This is a genomic window from Sphingobium sp. MP9-4 (assembly GCF_005281675.1).
GTDB classification, from domain to species: Bacteria; Pseudomonadota; Alphaproteobacteria; order Sphingomonadales; family Sphingomonadaceae; genus Sphingobium; species Sphingobium yanoikuyae.
The window spans coordinates 17742-32126 of the sequence record NZ_LUFI01000021.1 but is presented as its reverse complement, the minus strand read 5'-3'; the positions used below and the strand labels follow the sequence as shown (position 1 = coordinate 32126).

At 63.4% G+C, this 14385-nt stretch carries 18 protein-coding genes and 2 tRNA genes; 12 read left to right on the top strand and 8 right to left on the bottom strand.

Annotation, left to right across the window (positions count from 1 at the left end):
- Positions 1-3: 3 nt before the first annotated feature.
- A complete protein-coding gene (locus A0U87_RS05060; protein WP_122928238.1) occupies positions 4-765 on the top strand; it encodes a hypothetical protein in 762 nt (253 codons plus the stop codon).
- A gap of 17 nt (positions 766-782) precedes the next feature.
- Here the strand turns inward: A0U87_RS05060 and A0U87_RS05055 are convergent, their stop codons facing one another.
- Complete coding sequence (locus A0U87_RS05055; RefSeq protein WP_048938495.1) at positions 783-992, bottom strand: hypothetical protein; 210 nt, start codon at positions 990-992, stop codon at positions 783-785.
- A 93-nt stretch (positions 993-1085) separates the two neighbouring features.
- On the opposite strand from A0U87_RS05055, the gene A0U87_RS05050 reads away from it, so the two are divergent.
- From A0U87_RS05050 to A0U87_RS05040, 3 genes are all read left to right on the top strand, one after another.
- Positions 1086-1508: a hypothetical protein gene (locus A0U87_RS05050; protein ID WP_137405267.1), complete on the top strand. Its 423-nt coding sequence runs from the start codon at positions 1086-1088 to the stop codon at positions 1506-1508.
- Between the two features lie 17 nt (positions 1509-1525).
- Entirely contained in the window at positions 1526-2212 is a 687-nt protein-coding gene (locus tag A0U87_RS05045) for a glycoside hydrolase family 19 protein (protein WP_137405266.1), read from the top strand.
- Positions 2213-2350: 138 nt separating this feature from the next.
- The gene (locus tag A0U87_RS05040; protein ID WP_137405265.1) at positions 2351-2755 is read left to right on the top strand and encodes a hypothetical protein; all 405 of its coding nucleotides are present in this window, start codon (positions 2351-2353) and stop codon (positions 2753-2755) included.
- A gap of 35 nt (positions 2756-2790) precedes the next feature.
- Here the strand turns inward: A0U87_RS05040 and A0U87_RS05035 are convergent.
- Positions 2791-2867 (bottom strand) — tRNA-Met (locus A0U87_RS05035).
- A gap of 243 nt (positions 2868-3110) precedes the next feature.
- Between A0U87_RS05035 and A0U87_RS05030 the strand changes: the two genes are divergently transcribed.
- Entirely contained in the window at positions 3111-3374 is a 264-nt protein-coding gene (locus A0U87_RS05030) for a hypothetical protein (RefSeq protein ID WP_122928233.1), read from the top strand.
- Between the two features lie 61 nt (positions 3375-3435).
- Here A0U87_RS05030 and A0U87_RS05025 read toward each other — a convergent pair whose 3' ends face one another.
- Together A0U87_RS05025 and A0U87_RS05020 are read right to left on the bottom strand one after the other, a co-directional pair.
- Positions 3436-4167 (bottom strand): hypothetical protein, encoded by a 732-nt coding sequence (locus A0U87_RS05025; RefSeq protein ID WP_122928232.1) that lies wholly within the window; start codon positions 4165-4167, stop codon positions 3436-3438.
- Positions 4167-4640, bottom strand: a complete 474-nt coding sequence (locus A0U87_RS05020) for a hypothetical protein (RefSeq protein WP_137405264.1) — start codon at positions 4638-4640, stop codon at positions 4167-4169. The genes A0U87_RS05025 and A0U87_RS05020 overlap by 1 nt, the downstream gene beginning before the upstream one ends.
- A gap of 233 nt (positions 4641-4873) precedes the next feature.
- Between A0U87_RS05020 and A0U87_RS05015 the strand changes: the two genes are divergently transcribed.
- Positions 4874-5497, top strand: a complete 624-nt coding sequence (locus A0U87_RS05015; protein ID WP_137405263.1) for a hypothetical protein — start codon at positions 4874-4876, stop codon at positions 5495-5497.
- A gap of 366 nt (positions 5498-5863) precedes the next feature.
- On the opposite strand, the gene A0U87_RS05010 is transcribed toward A0U87_RS05015, so the two are convergent.
- The 3 genes from A0U87_RS05010 to A0U87_RS05000 form a co-directional block, all read right to left on the bottom strand.
- Positions 5864-6085, bottom strand: coding sequence for a hypothetical protein (locus A0U87_RS05010; protein WP_137405275.1), 222 nt, complete (start codon positions 6083-6085; stop codon positions 5864-5866).
- 37 nt (positions 6086-6122) lie between these two features.
- A complete protein-coding gene (locus A0U87_RS05005; RefSeq protein WP_313039313.1) occupies positions 6123-7478 on the bottom strand; it encodes an integrase arm-type DNA-binding domain-containing protein in 1356 nt (451 codons plus the stop codon).
- A 121-nt stretch (positions 7479-7599) separates the two neighbouring features.
- Positions 7600-7690, bottom strand: a tRNA-Ser gene (locus A0U87_RS05000).
- A gap of 138 nt (positions 7691-7828) precedes the next feature.
- Here A0U87_RS05000 and A0U87_RS04995 point away from each other — a divergent pair.
- The gene (locus A0U87_RS04995) at positions 7829-8731 is read left to right on the top strand and encodes a peptidylprolyl isomerase (protein WP_048939360.1); all 903 of its coding nucleotides are present in this window, start codon (positions 7829-7831) and stop codon (positions 8729-8731) included.
- Here A0U87_RS04995 and A0U87_RS04990 read toward each other — a convergent pair.
- Entirely contained in the window at positions 8728-9195 is a 468-nt protein-coding gene (locus tag A0U87_RS04990) for an Lrp/AsnC family transcriptional regulator (RefSeq protein ID WP_017498975.1), read from the bottom strand. The two genes, A0U87_RS04995 and A0U87_RS04990, sit on opposite strands and share 4 nt — an antisense overlap.
- Positions 9196-9370: 175 nt before the next feature.
- Between A0U87_RS04990 and ald the strand changes: the two genes are divergently transcribed.
- The 5 genes from ald (at position 9371) to A0U87_RS04965 (ending at position 14378) form a co-directional block, all read left to right on the top strand.
- Entirely contained in the window at positions 9371-10486 is a 1116-nt protein-coding gene (gene ald / locus A0U87_RS04985; RefSeq protein ID WP_048939359.1) for an alanine dehydrogenase, read from the top strand.
- 359 nt (positions 10487-10845) lie between these two features.
- Entirely contained in the window at positions 10846-11676 is an 831-nt protein-coding gene (locus A0U87_RS04980) for a sulfite exporter TauE/SafE family protein (RefSeq protein WP_004208288.1), read from the top strand.
- A 102-nt stretch (positions 11677-11778) separates the two neighbouring features.
- Positions 11779-12477: a response regulator transcription factor gene (locus A0U87_RS04975; protein ID WP_048939358.1), complete on the top strand. Its 699-nt coding sequence runs from the start codon at positions 11779-11781 to the stop codon at positions 12475-12477.
- Positions 12470-13822 (top strand): HAMP domain-containing sensor histidine kinase, encoded by a 1353-nt coding sequence (locus tag A0U87_RS04970; protein ID WP_048939357.1) that lies wholly within the window; start codon positions 12470-12472, stop codon positions 13820-13822. The genes A0U87_RS04975 and A0U87_RS04970 overlap by 8 nt, the downstream gene beginning before the upstream one ends.
- Positions 13815-14378, top strand: a complete 564-nt coding sequence (locus A0U87_RS04965) for a hypothetical protein (RefSeq protein WP_026108717.1) — start codon at positions 13815-13817, stop codon at positions 14376-14378. The genes A0U87_RS04970 and A0U87_RS04965 overlap by 8 nt, the downstream gene beginning before the upstream one ends.
- Positions 14379-14385: the final 7 nt, after the last annotated feature.

Genomic DNA, 14385 nt, shown 5'->3' with positions numbered 1-14385 from the left:
CCCATGCCTCGCCCTCTTCGCTCGCCTGCCTTTCCCAACGGCCTTGTGCGGTTCACGCCATCGGACCCGGATGAAGCCTATTTTGTCGATCACCCGAACCTTGTCGCGTGGATCAGCGGCAGCGGTCTGGCCATCCGGGAGATGGATAATATCTGGGATGATCTGGCCAAGGACACGCTGAGCTACCGGACCCCCGGCACCGTTGAAACCGGCGCCAAGCCGTCCATGGCCTTCGGCTCGCGGCCGACCATCCGGATCAATGGTGCGGCTGCGCGACTGCTCGGCTCGCTGACCATGCCTGCCAGCTTCACGGTCGCGACTTCCTTCGTGATGGATAACCCGGTGGGTTCCCAGCAACTCCTGGCCGCCCCGGCCAACAGCTCGCCGCGCATGTCCTTCGGGGCTCAGGGATCCGGGTATCTTCAGTTGAATTTCAACACCGGAAGCACCGTCGCGGCCGTCGCCCAGGGCGTAATACCGGCGGCGGCAAGCGTGGCATGGGCTGACTTCAATAGCTCCACCTTGACCGCGCGCCTTGGCCTCAACAATTTCACCAGCGGGGGCACCGTGCTTTTCGGCGCAGGGCACTCAACGCCCGCAGGCATTGGCATCGGCGCGTTTGGTGACGGCAGCCAGCCGATGACCGGCGACATCGGCGATCTGCTGATCTTCAATGCGGTCCTGTCCGATGCCGATCGCGGCAAGCTGCTGGCGATGCTGGGGCGTCGTTCGGGCATCGTCGTGGCCAACCTGCCCAACGTCTGAGCGCGACGCGCCTCGCATCACAGATAATACCATCCACCCACCAGCAGGCTGATGACGAGGAAGGCCGCGGTGACCATGACGAATGTCAGGTTATTGCGCGCTTCTTCGTCCAGGCCCAGCGGGCTGTTCATCGCATTGTTGGGATCGGCCTCCTGCTCGGCGCGATCGCGCTCCAGCAGGGCGTTCCATTCCTCGTCGCTCAGTTCCTGTGTTCGTTCGCGGGTCAAAGCATCCTCCTTGCGTCCTATGCCAACACGCCACGCAGGTGGCGGGTTTCATGCTGCGCCGGGCTTTCCAATTTTCAAAGGGGTATAGTGCCGGTGAGTCCTGTGTTTGAGGCCGTGGTGGCCAAATATAGCTGGATCTGGATAGGCCTGACGTTCGGCTTTGCCGCCAAATATGCGATGCTGATCAAACGCGGCATTAAAGTGCAGGCGCGGCTGGTGGTCGCCGATCTGCTGATCCTGCCCCTGGTGGCGCTCATTTCCTACTCGCTGTGCCGACAGGCCGGAGCAGAAGGCGAAGCGGCGGCGATGGTGACAGCCTTCGTCACCGTTTGCGCCGACCGGGTGATCAAGCTCTACACCGAGCGCTTCATGCGTCAGGTCGAGGCCGTCACGCTGCGCGACGTCGCCAAGGAAGTGATCGAGAGCAGCGGCGAACTGCGGCAGGCAGTCCAGAAGGTCGAAAGCGCAAAGGCCGTGGCGGCCCGTCCGGCACTGCCCGCTGATCATCAATCCTGAAATCAATAGGAGCATTCATGGACACGAAACCGGTGCAACTCCGGTTGCAAGCGGCTGGCCATTATTCTGGCCGGATCGATGGCGACTTCGGGCCGCTGAGCTATGGCGGCCTCTTCTCCTACACCGGCGGCGCTGCCAGTGCGCTTACGCGCGATCTGGGCAAGGCGGCGGCTGAGATGTTCCCGCGCTATGCTATCGTCACCCCGCTGCGCCTGGCGCACGCGCTGGCTCGCTGGGCGGTCGAGACGCGCGGCTTCCGCGTCATGGAAGAAGATCTGAACTATTCCGCCAAGCGGATCGTCCAGGTCTGGCCCAGCCGCTTCCCGACGATCGCCGACGCGCAGCCCTATGCCGGAAAGCCGCAGGCGCTGGCGAACAAGGTCTATGGCGGCCGCTATGGCAATGACAATGTCAATGACGGCTGGCTCCATCGCGGGCGGGGCCCGACCCAGTTGACGTTCGAGGACAATTACCGCCAGGCGAAGGACCTGACCGGCATCGATGTCGTCGCGAAGCCGGATCTGGTGTCCGAGCCTCACACCGGCCTGCTGGTCGCCTGCGCCTATTGGGATGCTCGCAAGATCAACGCTACCGCCGATCGCGACGATGTCGTCGCCGTGTGCCGTCTGGTCCAGGGCGGTACCGGCGGACTGGCTGAGGAGCGCGCCTATCTCGCGAAGTTGAAGAAGGTTCTGGGCGTATGAACGTCGGCAAGATCCTGATCTCCATCGCGCGCTTCGGATGGAAGAAGATCATCAGGCCCGCGGCTGTCGAGTACGGGCCGCAGATCGTCGCAGATGTGGTCAGGGATCGGGGAAAGCGTGCCCCTGACACGCGCCGCTATGACGATGGACCGCGCCAGGGGTCTGGCGGGGATAGCGACCCCGGCGAGGCATAGCAACCAGCGCGGACGATTCGGCGTCTATGCGAATCAACGCTGTTCGCATTATGTTCCGCGCATGCCGACGCTAAACAAGAACGACACCGCCATCATCAAATTGTCGCTTCAGATCCTTGCCAGTGCTCGCGATGACGGCTCGCAGCAGGCAATCAAGACGGATGCCGTTCGCTTAGCTTTGCGCTGCCTGCGTCCATATATGCGGGAGCAATGGCCGCTGCACACCTTCTGCGACTCCAGCGAAAGCGAGAATGAGCTTGGCCGAAGTGCGAGCACGACCGCCAGCTTGAACGGGGTCGTCCATCAACTGCGGTCGGCAGGGATTAAGGTGGATGAAGGGCTGGTTTAGATGACGGCCACGCTTGCGATGGCGGCGGCCTAATCTGGTTGCAGGGGCTGGATTTGAACCAGCGACCTTCAGGTTATGAGCCTGACGAGCTACCGGACTGCTCCACCCTGCGAAGTGCTTATACCAGATCCCCGGCGGCAAGGGAAACCCTATCGGGCCGCCTTGCACACACGCGCCAACCGCTGGCCGTTGTCCCATTTGGCCTCATACACAGCATACCCGCGCAGCAGCTGCTCGCAGACCAGGTGCTTATCGCCCGAGTAAACTTGCGCGACCGGCCGCACATAGCGGTCGCGCAGGCTGGTCCAATCAGAGATAAATCCGACCTGCATGGTTGACCGTGCTATAGTACGGAATGACACATCCCCAAATCGAACAAGCCAGCCATGCTCTCGTCGCTGAGGTGCAACGGCAGACCACCAGTCATCAGGCGTTTTATGACCCGGAGGGGGACTTCCATTTAAGCGCAACGGCAATGGTTCGCGCTGTTCTGACTTCTATCCGGAACCCGAATCCGGCGATGATCGAGGCGGGAGTGTTCGAGGGCGGAACCGACCCCAGTGATTCAGTCCATCGGATCTGGCAGGCGATGATCGACGTGATGCTTGAGGGGCATTGATTGGAGATGAAAACCCCGCCGCGAGGTGGTCGGGCGGGGTGGGGTTTGGACACGGGATTTCTTAAGCGGCTAAGCGAAATTGACCTACATCGAGGGACCGAAACGAAACCCGTTCGCCAGCCATAGCAAGTAGGTTCATTGCGTCAGCGGGCCAGTGGTCTTGGTCGTCGTCGTAGACCAAGATAGGGCGCGCGCGGATTTCAGGCGCCTGCTTCGCGTCCAGGCTCTTCACGATCGCCGCATTCACAGACGACAGGTCGGGACTTACAGCGTCCAACACTATGACTTCGTTCTCCGTCTGGAGGCCGAAATCAAACTTTTGCAATCGCGCCTTTCCGTCAACCTTGAAATCGGTGCGGCCAGTTGGATAGCGTGTCAGCATCGAGTTTTTCAGTCTCACGTCTAGCGGCAGGCCAGTCTTCACCTTCGCATGTGAGAGCATGAACGCAGCTGCGCGCAAGGAAGCGTCCGCTACCAGCGCAACGCCGACGCCGACCTGGGATGGGTCGATATCATGCCTGAAAATCTCCCCAGTCGGCATCAACTGGAAATCAGTTTCAGCCAGCATTCGCTTTACGCCGCCGTTAGATTTCAGTTCCCCACCGTGCCGCGCCAATTCATCAAAGGCAGCCCCGTTGTCGTGGATCGACAGCTTGCCATCGCGCAACTGGATGTGGACCCGTATAACAGCCCCGGAAGGCATCATGGTGTCTGCTTTGACGCTAAACCCGTCATGGACTGGCTTAAAGGCGCGCGCTTTGCAAAGCGCTTCCCTGATCTCCTGCCAATCCATTAGAAAAGTCCTCCTTGGTCCGGCCAACGCACCGGAAGCCAGCCCGGCGATTCTATGCCAACCCGATCTAAAAACCAAGTAAATGCCGCGTCCCTACCCTCGATTTCGGCGGGCAGCGGAACGCAGTACGGCATACTCGCTGCGACCCTAGCTGGCAGATGCCTGTTCATCGACCAATCATGAAAATGAGCACCCTCTATGGCTTCACCAGTGATGCGATTGTTGTGTTCTACGTCCAATCCTATGCACATTCTTGCGATGCAAGGCGGCGCTATGAGAACGGCAACCAAATATTCTCGGTCGGATGACTTCAAGGTCATTTCCAACTCAATTTGAGAGATTGCACCATTGGCTTCTATTGGGAGGCGAGCCTTCTGCTCACCCACGCGAGACGAATGATCGCGCCAAGCAGGCGCGGCAGGCAAGCGCTTCTCCCGATCGGAAAAGAACGCCTCAATCTCTTCTGCCGTCAACCGCTTAGCCCCCACTTATCCACAGCTAAATTCGCGCGCCCACTTAATCGATGTTCAACGTCAGCGGTCGATTCGGTCAAGCCGCATCCGCCTGTCGTCGCAAAAACACCTTTTCAAGATGAAGCGCGCGCTTTGTCCTCATCACGAGCCGCAAAGTCCCAAACCTCGTGAACAGGTCAGTTGGGTTCGGCATCGATGGCTGGGCCGGCATTCAGCCGGCCGGGAGTTGAAACATGGAAACGATGATCGAAGAGCGTTGGAAGCTGTATAAAAACGGTCTCTCGGATGCCAAAATCAGCGCCATTCAAAACGTTACTCGGAGCGCAATTGCGCAGTGGCGCAAGAGTCACTCATTGAAAAGTAACGTGCCTAAAATTTCGAACGGAAGGCAGTTGGCTCCTATGCGCCATCTTCTGACCGAACTTGGATGGGGTAAGAGAGCGATCGCAAAAAGCCAAAACGTTTCAACAACGGTGATTAAGGATTGGCGTCAGCGCCATAGTGTGAAACCTCGCCCCGGCACACGGGCGATGACTGAGAGGCAGAGGCACGATCAGATCCATTCGTTGCAGAAGCGGGTTGTCAAGGCCGTCGGTTACGGCTTGCCTTTTGACATTGCTGCTGACGCCGCGGCAGAGTTGATGCTGGCGGTGATCGAAGGAAACGTGCCGATCAACGCCATTGAGGAGCAGGGGCGCCGCTTCGGAAATCAGGCGCTGCAAAAGTATGCAAATGCCTTCACCACGAAATCCCTGGATAACGATCTTCCCGGGCATGATGGCCTTACACTGCTCGACACGTTAGTCGATGAGTCATCCTCAATCTGGCTGGAACAAATGGGGGCGACGATACACTGACGAGGAGTCGAGGTGCGGAAGGGGTTGGAATGTGGCCCCATCCGCACCCAGGCAAATCCCCTCTGACGCTAGTTTGCCAATGCGCCGCGTGACAAACCCAGAGCCTTCGCGCGATGCTATTTGATGGCCTGCCTCGTGGCGGCACAGATATCCCAGTCGTCTAGCAGTGGTCGCCCTTCACTCGCTTATGGGCGAGATCGCCATAAACCTGCAAAACGCGGGCAGCATCTTCTGCCGTCCGACAAACCACTATTGTGCCAAATCGCATGCCTTCGGAAAGCAGCGTGTAATGGATTCCTTCCTCTCGGCACCGCTGTTTCACGGCCTGTGGGGTATCATCGACGCACACCGCATTTGCGATCCCGTTCATGCATTCAACCACTCGGCTTCAGCGTCATCAAGCGCTTCAAAGCTGTCGCCCTCGGCGCCCGCGTCATGAAGGCGCTTCCTTAGATCGTCCGGCGTGAGAGATTTCTGAAACTTCGGATCGTTCTTGGCCTTCTTCGCCAGTGTGCCGATCCAGTCATCGCGGCCGGCCTGCTTTAGTAGCCAAGCTCCGAAAGCCTCGCCCTGCTCGTTGGTGTCCATGGGCGATTCTCCGTAAGTTTTCGGCACGACAATATCATCATCGGCGCGGGCCATCCAGCAGGCTGCCGGCCGGTAGCATTCCCTCCATAAGCATGTCGGCCCATTCCTGCGCCAGCTCGCGCCGTCGCGGCATGTAGGCGGCCCGGTTATAGGCCGCCTCCACCTTGTTAGTGGGGACGTGCGCCAGCATCAGGTCGATGATGGCCCGGTCAGGTGATGCACCCCGGTGCCCGGATGCTCGCCAAACTCGGTCGGCGCGCTCATTCATGACTGTGGAGAACGCCGCGCGCCAGCCGTGCGGCACATGCCGCCCGTGATACCCGACCCGGTTATAGAGATAGCCGATCGCGTTCTCACTCAATGGGCGATGCGCATGCCGCTGGCCCGGAAATACCAATCTTCCGCGACCGGTCAGCCGGCGCACCTCTCGCAGGATGTCGACGGCCTGCCAGGGAAGGGGCACGATGTGCTCGAAGCTTTCCTCATCCTTTCGATCAAGGATCAGCTTCATCCGGGCGGCTGGCACGCGCCAGATCGGCAAGCCCGGCCCGACCGCATCGCCGGTCCAGTCGATCCCCTCGAACTCATCCCACGACACGCCCCGCACGACGGCCGGACGCACGGCGGTCAGCGCAAGCAGCCGCGAGGCCAGTTTCGTGACCGGCGATGCGCCCGACGCCTCTGCCGCGACCAGAACGCCGCGAAGGTCCACGAGTTCGGTCAGCGCCGGCTGCTTGCCTTTCTTGGGCAGGGGCTTGAGCGCCTTCGTCACGATCGCGGCAGGATCGTCCTTGGCGATGCCCTCCGATATGGCGTAGCAGAAGACTGATGATATGCGCTGCCGCAGGCGTCGCGCGGTCTCGATTGATCCGCGGCCCTCCACCTTCCGCAGCGTCCCTAGTACCGTCGGCGCATCGATCTCATCTAGGGCGAGTTCGCCAAGGTGGGGAAAGACGTCGCGGGCCAGGCTGTTGATCACGTCATCGGCATGCACCGGTGCCCAGCGCGGAGCCTGCAGTTCATGCCAAGCGCGGGCGACCTCCTCGAAGGATAGCTTGCCCGCCCGCTCCAGCCGCTCGGCTTCTTTCACAGCCTTCGCCTTTGCCCTGGCGCCGGACGGGTCGACATGCTCGCGGATTTGCCGGCGTGCGTCGTCGCGCTTCTGCCGCGCCTCCGAGAGGGACACGTCAGGGTAGGGCCCGAAGGTCAGCAGCTTCTCCTGCCCCTGGAAGCGGAACTTCATGCGCCACGACCGCAGGCCTGTCGGCGCGACGTAGAGATAGAGGCCGCCAGAATCGGCCATCTTGTATGGCTTTTCCTTCGGCGCCGCCTTTCGCGCCTGTGCGTCGGTGAGCATCGATACCCCGATCCTGAATTTGATACCCCAGATCATGCCCCCTGATACCCCGCGTTTGGACGCTGACAGGTGAGAGAACATGAGAGAGAACATAACAGGAAGGGTGGCTGAAATCAGCCCCTTTGATGCTATTTGAAATGGGTTGAATAGGGGTATCTGGCGGAGCGGGAGGGATTCGAACCCTCGATACGCTTTTGACGTATACTCACTTTCCAGGCGAGCGCCTTCGACCACTCGGCCACCGCTCCGCAGAAACCCCATCGTCGCTGTAAGCGGCGTGAATCGGGTTCATATTCCATCGCACTGGAGGCGGCTCCCTATCGCGCGACAACGCACTAGGCAAGGGGATGCTTTACTTTCTTGCGCGGCAATTGTTTGATCGGGTCATGACCCTTCCCCGCCGTGCCGCGCTGCTCGCGCCCTTCATCGCCATCCTGCCCCTTGCCGTTGCCGATGCGGCCGATCCGCCGGCCACGCCCAGCGCGGTCGTGGCGCAGGCGCCGGCCAGTGCCTGGCGTGCCGTCCCGGCGCAGGATCTGCTGGTGATGACGATCGAGGGGGGCAAGCGCGTGCTGATCCAGCTGGCGCCGCAATTCGGTCCGCGCCATGTCGCCAATATCCGCGCGCTCGCCACCGCCCATTGGTGGGACGGCACGAGCATCAACCGGGTGCAGGACAATTATGTCGTCCAATGGGGCGACGCGACCGAAAAGAAGCCGCTGCCCGCCGGCCTCGCGCCAACCAGTCCGGCCGACTATGCCCAGTCGCTTGGAGGCATGAAGGCGAAGCTGACGCCGCTGCCCTATCCTGATCCCTATGCGCGCGCGACCGGCTTCATCGATGGCTGGCCGGTGGCGATCGACGGGGACGCGGCCTGGCTGCCGCACTGCTATGGCATGATCGGCGTCGGCCGCAACATGTCGCCCGACGCCGGCACGGGCGCGGAACTCTATACCGTCATCGGCCAGGCGCCGCGCCAGCTCGATCGGAACATCGCCGTCGTCGGTCGCATCGTCGAGGGGATGACGGCCCTCACCAGCCTGCCGCGCGGCAGCGGTGATCTGGGCTTCTACACCGATGCCGAGCGCAAGCTGCCGATCGTCTCGGTGCGCCTCGCAAGCGATCTGCCGCAGGCGGAGCAGCCACATGTCCAGGTGATGGATACCGGCTCGGCCAGCTTCGCCGACTATCTGCGGCTGCGCGCCAACCGCAAGGATGATTTCTACGACCGGCCGGCGGGTGGCGTCGATCTGTGCAATGCGCCGGTGCCGGTGCGATTGGCGCCCTAAATAGGAAGATCGCGCAGCCGATAGCCGCGCCAGTCGCGGATGCGGCGGATGGCGAAGCTGGTGCGGATCGCCGACACGCCGGGCAGGCGGGCGAGGCAATCGCGGTGGACCGCGTCGAAGCCCTTGAGGTCGGCGGCGGCGACCCGCAGCAGATAGTCGGCCTGGCCCGCCATCAGATGGCATTCCAATATTTCCGGGAAGCCCGCGACCGCCGTTTCGAACCGTTCCATCGCCTCGCGGCTCTGGCTGGTCAGCGAAATTTCGACAAAGGCCTGGAGTGTCAGGCCGAGCGCCGCCGGATCGAGCCGGGCGGCATAGCCCTCGATCATGCCGGCATCCTCCAGCGCGCGGATGCGGCGATGGCAGGCGGAGGAGGAAAGGCCGATCTGCTCGCCCAGCTCGTTCATCGACCGGCGGGAATCGCTCTGCAGCGCCTCCAGCAACGCGATGTCGAACCGATCCATGCAATGTCATCCCGATGAAATAAGATTTTGCGATATATCGTCCTGCATGCGGGCGATCGCAAGCGCAAATCAGGGAACAATCGCCACCTGCTTGGCGATATGATGGGGCCACAACCGGCGGGGCTGCGTTGTCCTTTCAGGATGGGCCATCCCGCTGCAAAATGGAGAGCGTCTCATGATCGTCGGCACCGTCAAGGAAATCAAGAATCACGAATATCGCGTCGGCCTGACCCCCGAGAGCGTCCATGAACTGACGGCCCATGGCCATGAGGTTCTGGTCGAGACCGGCGCGGGTGAGGGCATTGGCGCGCATGACGCGCTCTATGAGCGGGCCGGCGCCATCATCATCGCGACGGCCGCCGAAGTGTTCGCGCGCGCCGAGATGATCGTCAAGGTGAAGGAGCCCCAGGCTGTCGAGCGGGCGATGCTGCGCCCCGGCCAGATCCTCTACACCTATCTCCACCTCGCGCCCGATCCGGAGCAGACCCGCGACCTGATCGCCTCAGGTGCGACCTGCATCGCCTATGAAACCGTGACCGACGCCAGCGGCGGCCTGCCGCTGCTGAAGCCCATGAGCCAGGTCGCTGGCCGCATGTCGATCCAGGCCGGTGCCACAGCCCTTGAAAAGGCGCATGGCGGCCGCGGCGTGCTGCTGGGCGGCGTGCCGGGCGTGCTGCCGGCCAAGGTCGTCGTGATCGGCGGCGGCGTCGTCGGCTTCAACGCGGCGCAGATGGCGGCCGGCCTTGGCGCCGACGTCACCATTCTCGACCGCAATCCCGAAGTGCTCGAAAAGCTCGGCATGTATTTCGAGGCGCGCGCCAAGACCCGTTTCTCGAACCGCGCAAACCTGGCCGAATGCGTGGCCGAGGCGGATCTGGTGATCGGTGCGGTGCTGATTCCGGGCGCCGCCGCGCCCAAGCTGGTCAGCGCCGACATGCTCAAGACCATGAAGAAGGGCGCGGTGCTGGTCGACGTCGCGATCGACCAGGGCGGCTGCTTCGAAACCAGCCATGCCACGACCCATGCCGACCCGACCTACATCATCGACGGCATCGTCCATTATTGCGTCGCCAACATGCCCGGTGCGGTCGCCCGCACCAGCACCTATGCGCTCAATAACGTCACCCTGCCGCACGCGCTGCGCATCGCCGAACTGGGCTGGAAGGACGCGCTGCGCCGCGATCCGCACCTGCTCGCGGGCCTCAATGTCTGGGACGGCAAGGTCACCTACAAGGCCGTCGCCGACGATCTGGGCCTGCCCTACACCCCGGCGGAAGACGCGATCGCCTGATCGCGCCGCCCCTGTTTCCCGGCGTCCCCGACAGGCGCCGGGCAAAAGGACGCCAGCCCTCCCTTGCGGGGCTGGCGTCCTTTTATTTTGCGCCGTTTTTCGTCTGGCGCGACGTCGCGTCGCCGGGCTTTGTTTCCCGATTGTCAAATAAACGCCATGGATTCTCTTGCGGGTTCCAAGACCTCGTTCGTCTAGTCGGGCAGGGGGACATGACCACATGCCCCCCATGCATCCTGGTTCCGCCGAAGAGAGGCATGGTTTAACATCATGGTCGATTTCCCCACATTCGCCGCCTTGATCCAAAAAGGCGATCGCTCCATCATGCGCGCCGGTCGCGCACTGCAGAAAGGGGCGTGCTGATGTCCGGTGATATCATGACCTGGCTCGTGCCACTGGTTGCCATGCTGGCCGCCGGCCTGCTCGCCGGCTTTGCCGCCGGCATCTTCGGCATCGGCGGCGGCTTCGTCGTCGTGCCGGCGCTGCTGGTCGTGCTGCCGCTGCTGGGCGGGACGAAGGACGGCATCGCCCATGTCGCGATCGGCACGTCGGCTGCGACGATCATCCTGACCTCCATCCGATCGCTGCTGGCGCATTCCAAGCGCGGGGCGGTGGAGTTCGACGTCCTCAAGACATGGGCGCCCTGGATCATATTGGGCTGCGGCGCGGGCGTCGTGCTGGCGGGCCATGTCGATGGCCGGACGCTCAAGATGATCTTTGGCGCAGGCGTCATCCTGATGTCGCTCAACTTCCTGATCCCGGTGCTGAACGGCAAGGTGATCAGCGACCAGATGCCGTCGGGGCTGGCGCGCATCGGCATTGCAGGCGGGTTGGGCACCTTTTCCTCGCTGCTGGGCATCGGCGGCGGCACCATTGCCATCATGACGATGACGCTGTGCGGCCGCACCATCCACCGCGCCATCGCCACCGCATCGGGCATCGGCACGCTGATCGCCATCCCGACCACCATCGGCTTTGCCATCATCGGCTTCCGCGAAGGCGGCCTGCCCTGGGGTTCGCTGGGCTATATCAACATCCCCGCGACGATAGCGATCGCATCGATGTCGATGCTGACCGCGCCGCTGGGCGTGGCCGCCGCCCACAGCCTGCCCGCCGGGCCGCTGAAGAAGATTTTCGGCGTCTATCTGCTGATCATCGGTGCGCTGATGCTGCGCGCGGGGCTCAAGATCTGATAATGATCTGATAATCCGGCTGTATTTCTTAACGGCCGCCAGTGACCGCCTTAACAGGCTTTGTCACTGGCGGCCGTTCGCGCTATCTGACAGGCGGTGAAGATGGCGCAAACCGACCCGATTTCCGTGCTGCTGGTGGAAGATGACCCGGCGGCCCGCGCCAATATTGCCGAAATCCTCGCCCGCGCCGGCATGGTCGTCGACCTGGCCGAGGATGGCGCCGAAGGGCTCAAGCGCGCCGCATCGGGCCGCTATCATGTCATCATCCTCGATCGCACCCTGCCGCATCTTTCGGGCATCGACGTGGTGACGCGCATGCGCGTCGCCGGGATCGAGGCGCCGGTGCTGATGCTGTCCGCGCTCGGCCGCAGCGAGCATCGGGTCGAGGGGCTGGAAAGCGGCGTCGATGACTATATGGCCAAGCCCTTCGAGCCGGACGAACTGGTCGCCCGCGTGCGCGCTTTGTGGCGCCGGGCCGGGCGGTTGCAGCAGGATTCGGTGCTGCTGTTTGGCGACCTGGAATGCCATGTTAAGGCGCGCACCGCCCATCGCGCGGGCCGCCATGTGCCGCTGTCGCCCAAGGAATTCGCGCTGTTCCGCTACCTCATGGAACATGCCGGCGAAGTGGTCACGCGCGAAATGCTGCTGCGCCATGTGTGGAAACTCAGCTTCGATCCCCAGACCAACGTCGTCGACGTCAATGTCGGCCGCCTGCGCCGCAAGCTGGAGGAAGGGTTCGATAGCGTCGTGCTGGAGACGGTCTGGGGCACCGGCTATCGGTTGATCGCCGCCCATGGCTAGGTTCGGCCTGCTGCGCTCGGTCTTCGGCCGGGTCACGCTGTCGGCCCTGCTGGTCAGCCTGGCGTCCACGCTGGTGCTGTTCCTGGTGGTCGAACGGATCGTCGAGACCGACGGGCGCGTGATGCTGGGGCGAGAGGTCGATACCGATCTGGCGGGCCTGGCCGACATCTATGTCAGCAGCGGCGAGGCGGAATTGAGGGCGCGGATCGCCGATCGGCTGGCGATGGAGCGCGGCGACAGCGAAAAGGCCTATTATCTGCTCGCCGATGCGGCCGGGCGCCGGGTGGCGGGCAATATCGATCACTGGCCCGCCTTGGCGTCCGAAGTGTCCGAGGCCCGGCTGATTCGCCTGCCGGGCGGCGACCGCATGTTCGCGCGGGCGACGCTGCTTGGCCCCGACACCCGGCTGATCGTCGGGCGCAGCAATGTTCGGGCGCGGGCGCTGCAGACCCGGCTCGCCATCGCCTTTGCCATCGCCGGGGCCATCGTCGCCCTGCTCAGCCTTGCCGCCGGCCATTTCGCGGCGCGCCGCCTGCGACGCCGGGTCGAACGGATCAACCATGTCTTCGACGCGGTGCGCGCCGGCGATATCGGTGCGCGCGCACGCGCCACCGGGGCGAGCGACGAACTGGCTGAACTGGCCGCCAACACCAATGCGATGCTGGATCAGGTGCAGCGGTTGATGGAGGCCCAGCGCTCCGTGTCGGATCAGACCGCGCACGAGATCCGCACCCCGCTGATGCATCTCGACACGCGTATCCTGAAAGCGATGGAACGGACTGGGGATGAGGGGCTGTTGCGCACCCTGGGGCGGTCGCGCGACGAGATACGCAGCGTCGTGCGCTTGCTCGATTCCCTGCTCGACATTGCCGGCACCCAGGCGCTGCGCGGCGATCGCCGGGGCCTTGCCGATGTCGACCTCAGCGAGATTGCCGACAATCTGGCGGACCTTTATGGCGCCAGCGCGGAGGATCTGGGCATCGCCTTCAACGCGATGGTGGCGCCGGGCATATCTTTCCGCGCCGATCCGATGCAGATCACCCGGCTCTTGTCCAACCTGCTCGACAATGCGTTCAAATATGTGCCGCGCGGCGGCAGCGTGCTGCTCAGCCTGGCGCCGGGCCCGCTCATCATCGTGCAGGATAATGGCCGGGGCATCCCGGCCGATGCGCGCGAACTGGTCTTCGACCGCTATGTCCGGCTCGATCCGTCGCCCGGCAGCGGCCATGGTCTGGGGCTGGCGCTGGCCCGTGCGATTGCCGAACGCCATGGCCTGACCATCCATGTCGAGGATGCCGCGCCCGGCGCCCGCTTCGTCGTGCAGCCGGAGATGGCGGATGATTAGGCTCTTCCTGCCCCTGCTGATGCTGGGCGTCGGTCCGGTCGCGGTGGTCGAGGAGCCGATGCCGACCGATGCGCTGATGCGCACCCTGGCGGAGGGGGATCTGGCGCAGGCGCGCGGCGATCAAGCCGCACTCGCGGCGGCGGCCGACACTCTCAAGCTGCTCGGCGCGCGCCCGGCCGAGGGGCAGGATGACCTGTCCACCCTCTGGTCGCAGCAGGCGCAGGCCGGCGGCGCCGTCCATGCAGGGCCAGTCTATCGCGGTCGCGCGCTCGGCCCCGCCTATCGCCGCGGGTCTCTGGCGGCGGGCGGGCGGGTGACGCTGCGCCAGCTGTTCCTTGCCGGCCAGCGCGCGCAGATTTCGGTGGCGCGCGCCACCGGCATGGCGGCATCCCTGTCGGTCCGGGTGCGCAATGCCGATGGCGGCACGCTGTGCGCCAAGCCGGTCGCCGCGCCGCAGGCCGATTGCGCCTGGCTACCGCTGTTCACCGAACGCTATGCGATCGAGATAGAAAATGGCGGCAGCGCGCCGGCGACCTTCTATCTGGTGATCCGCTGATCTGATC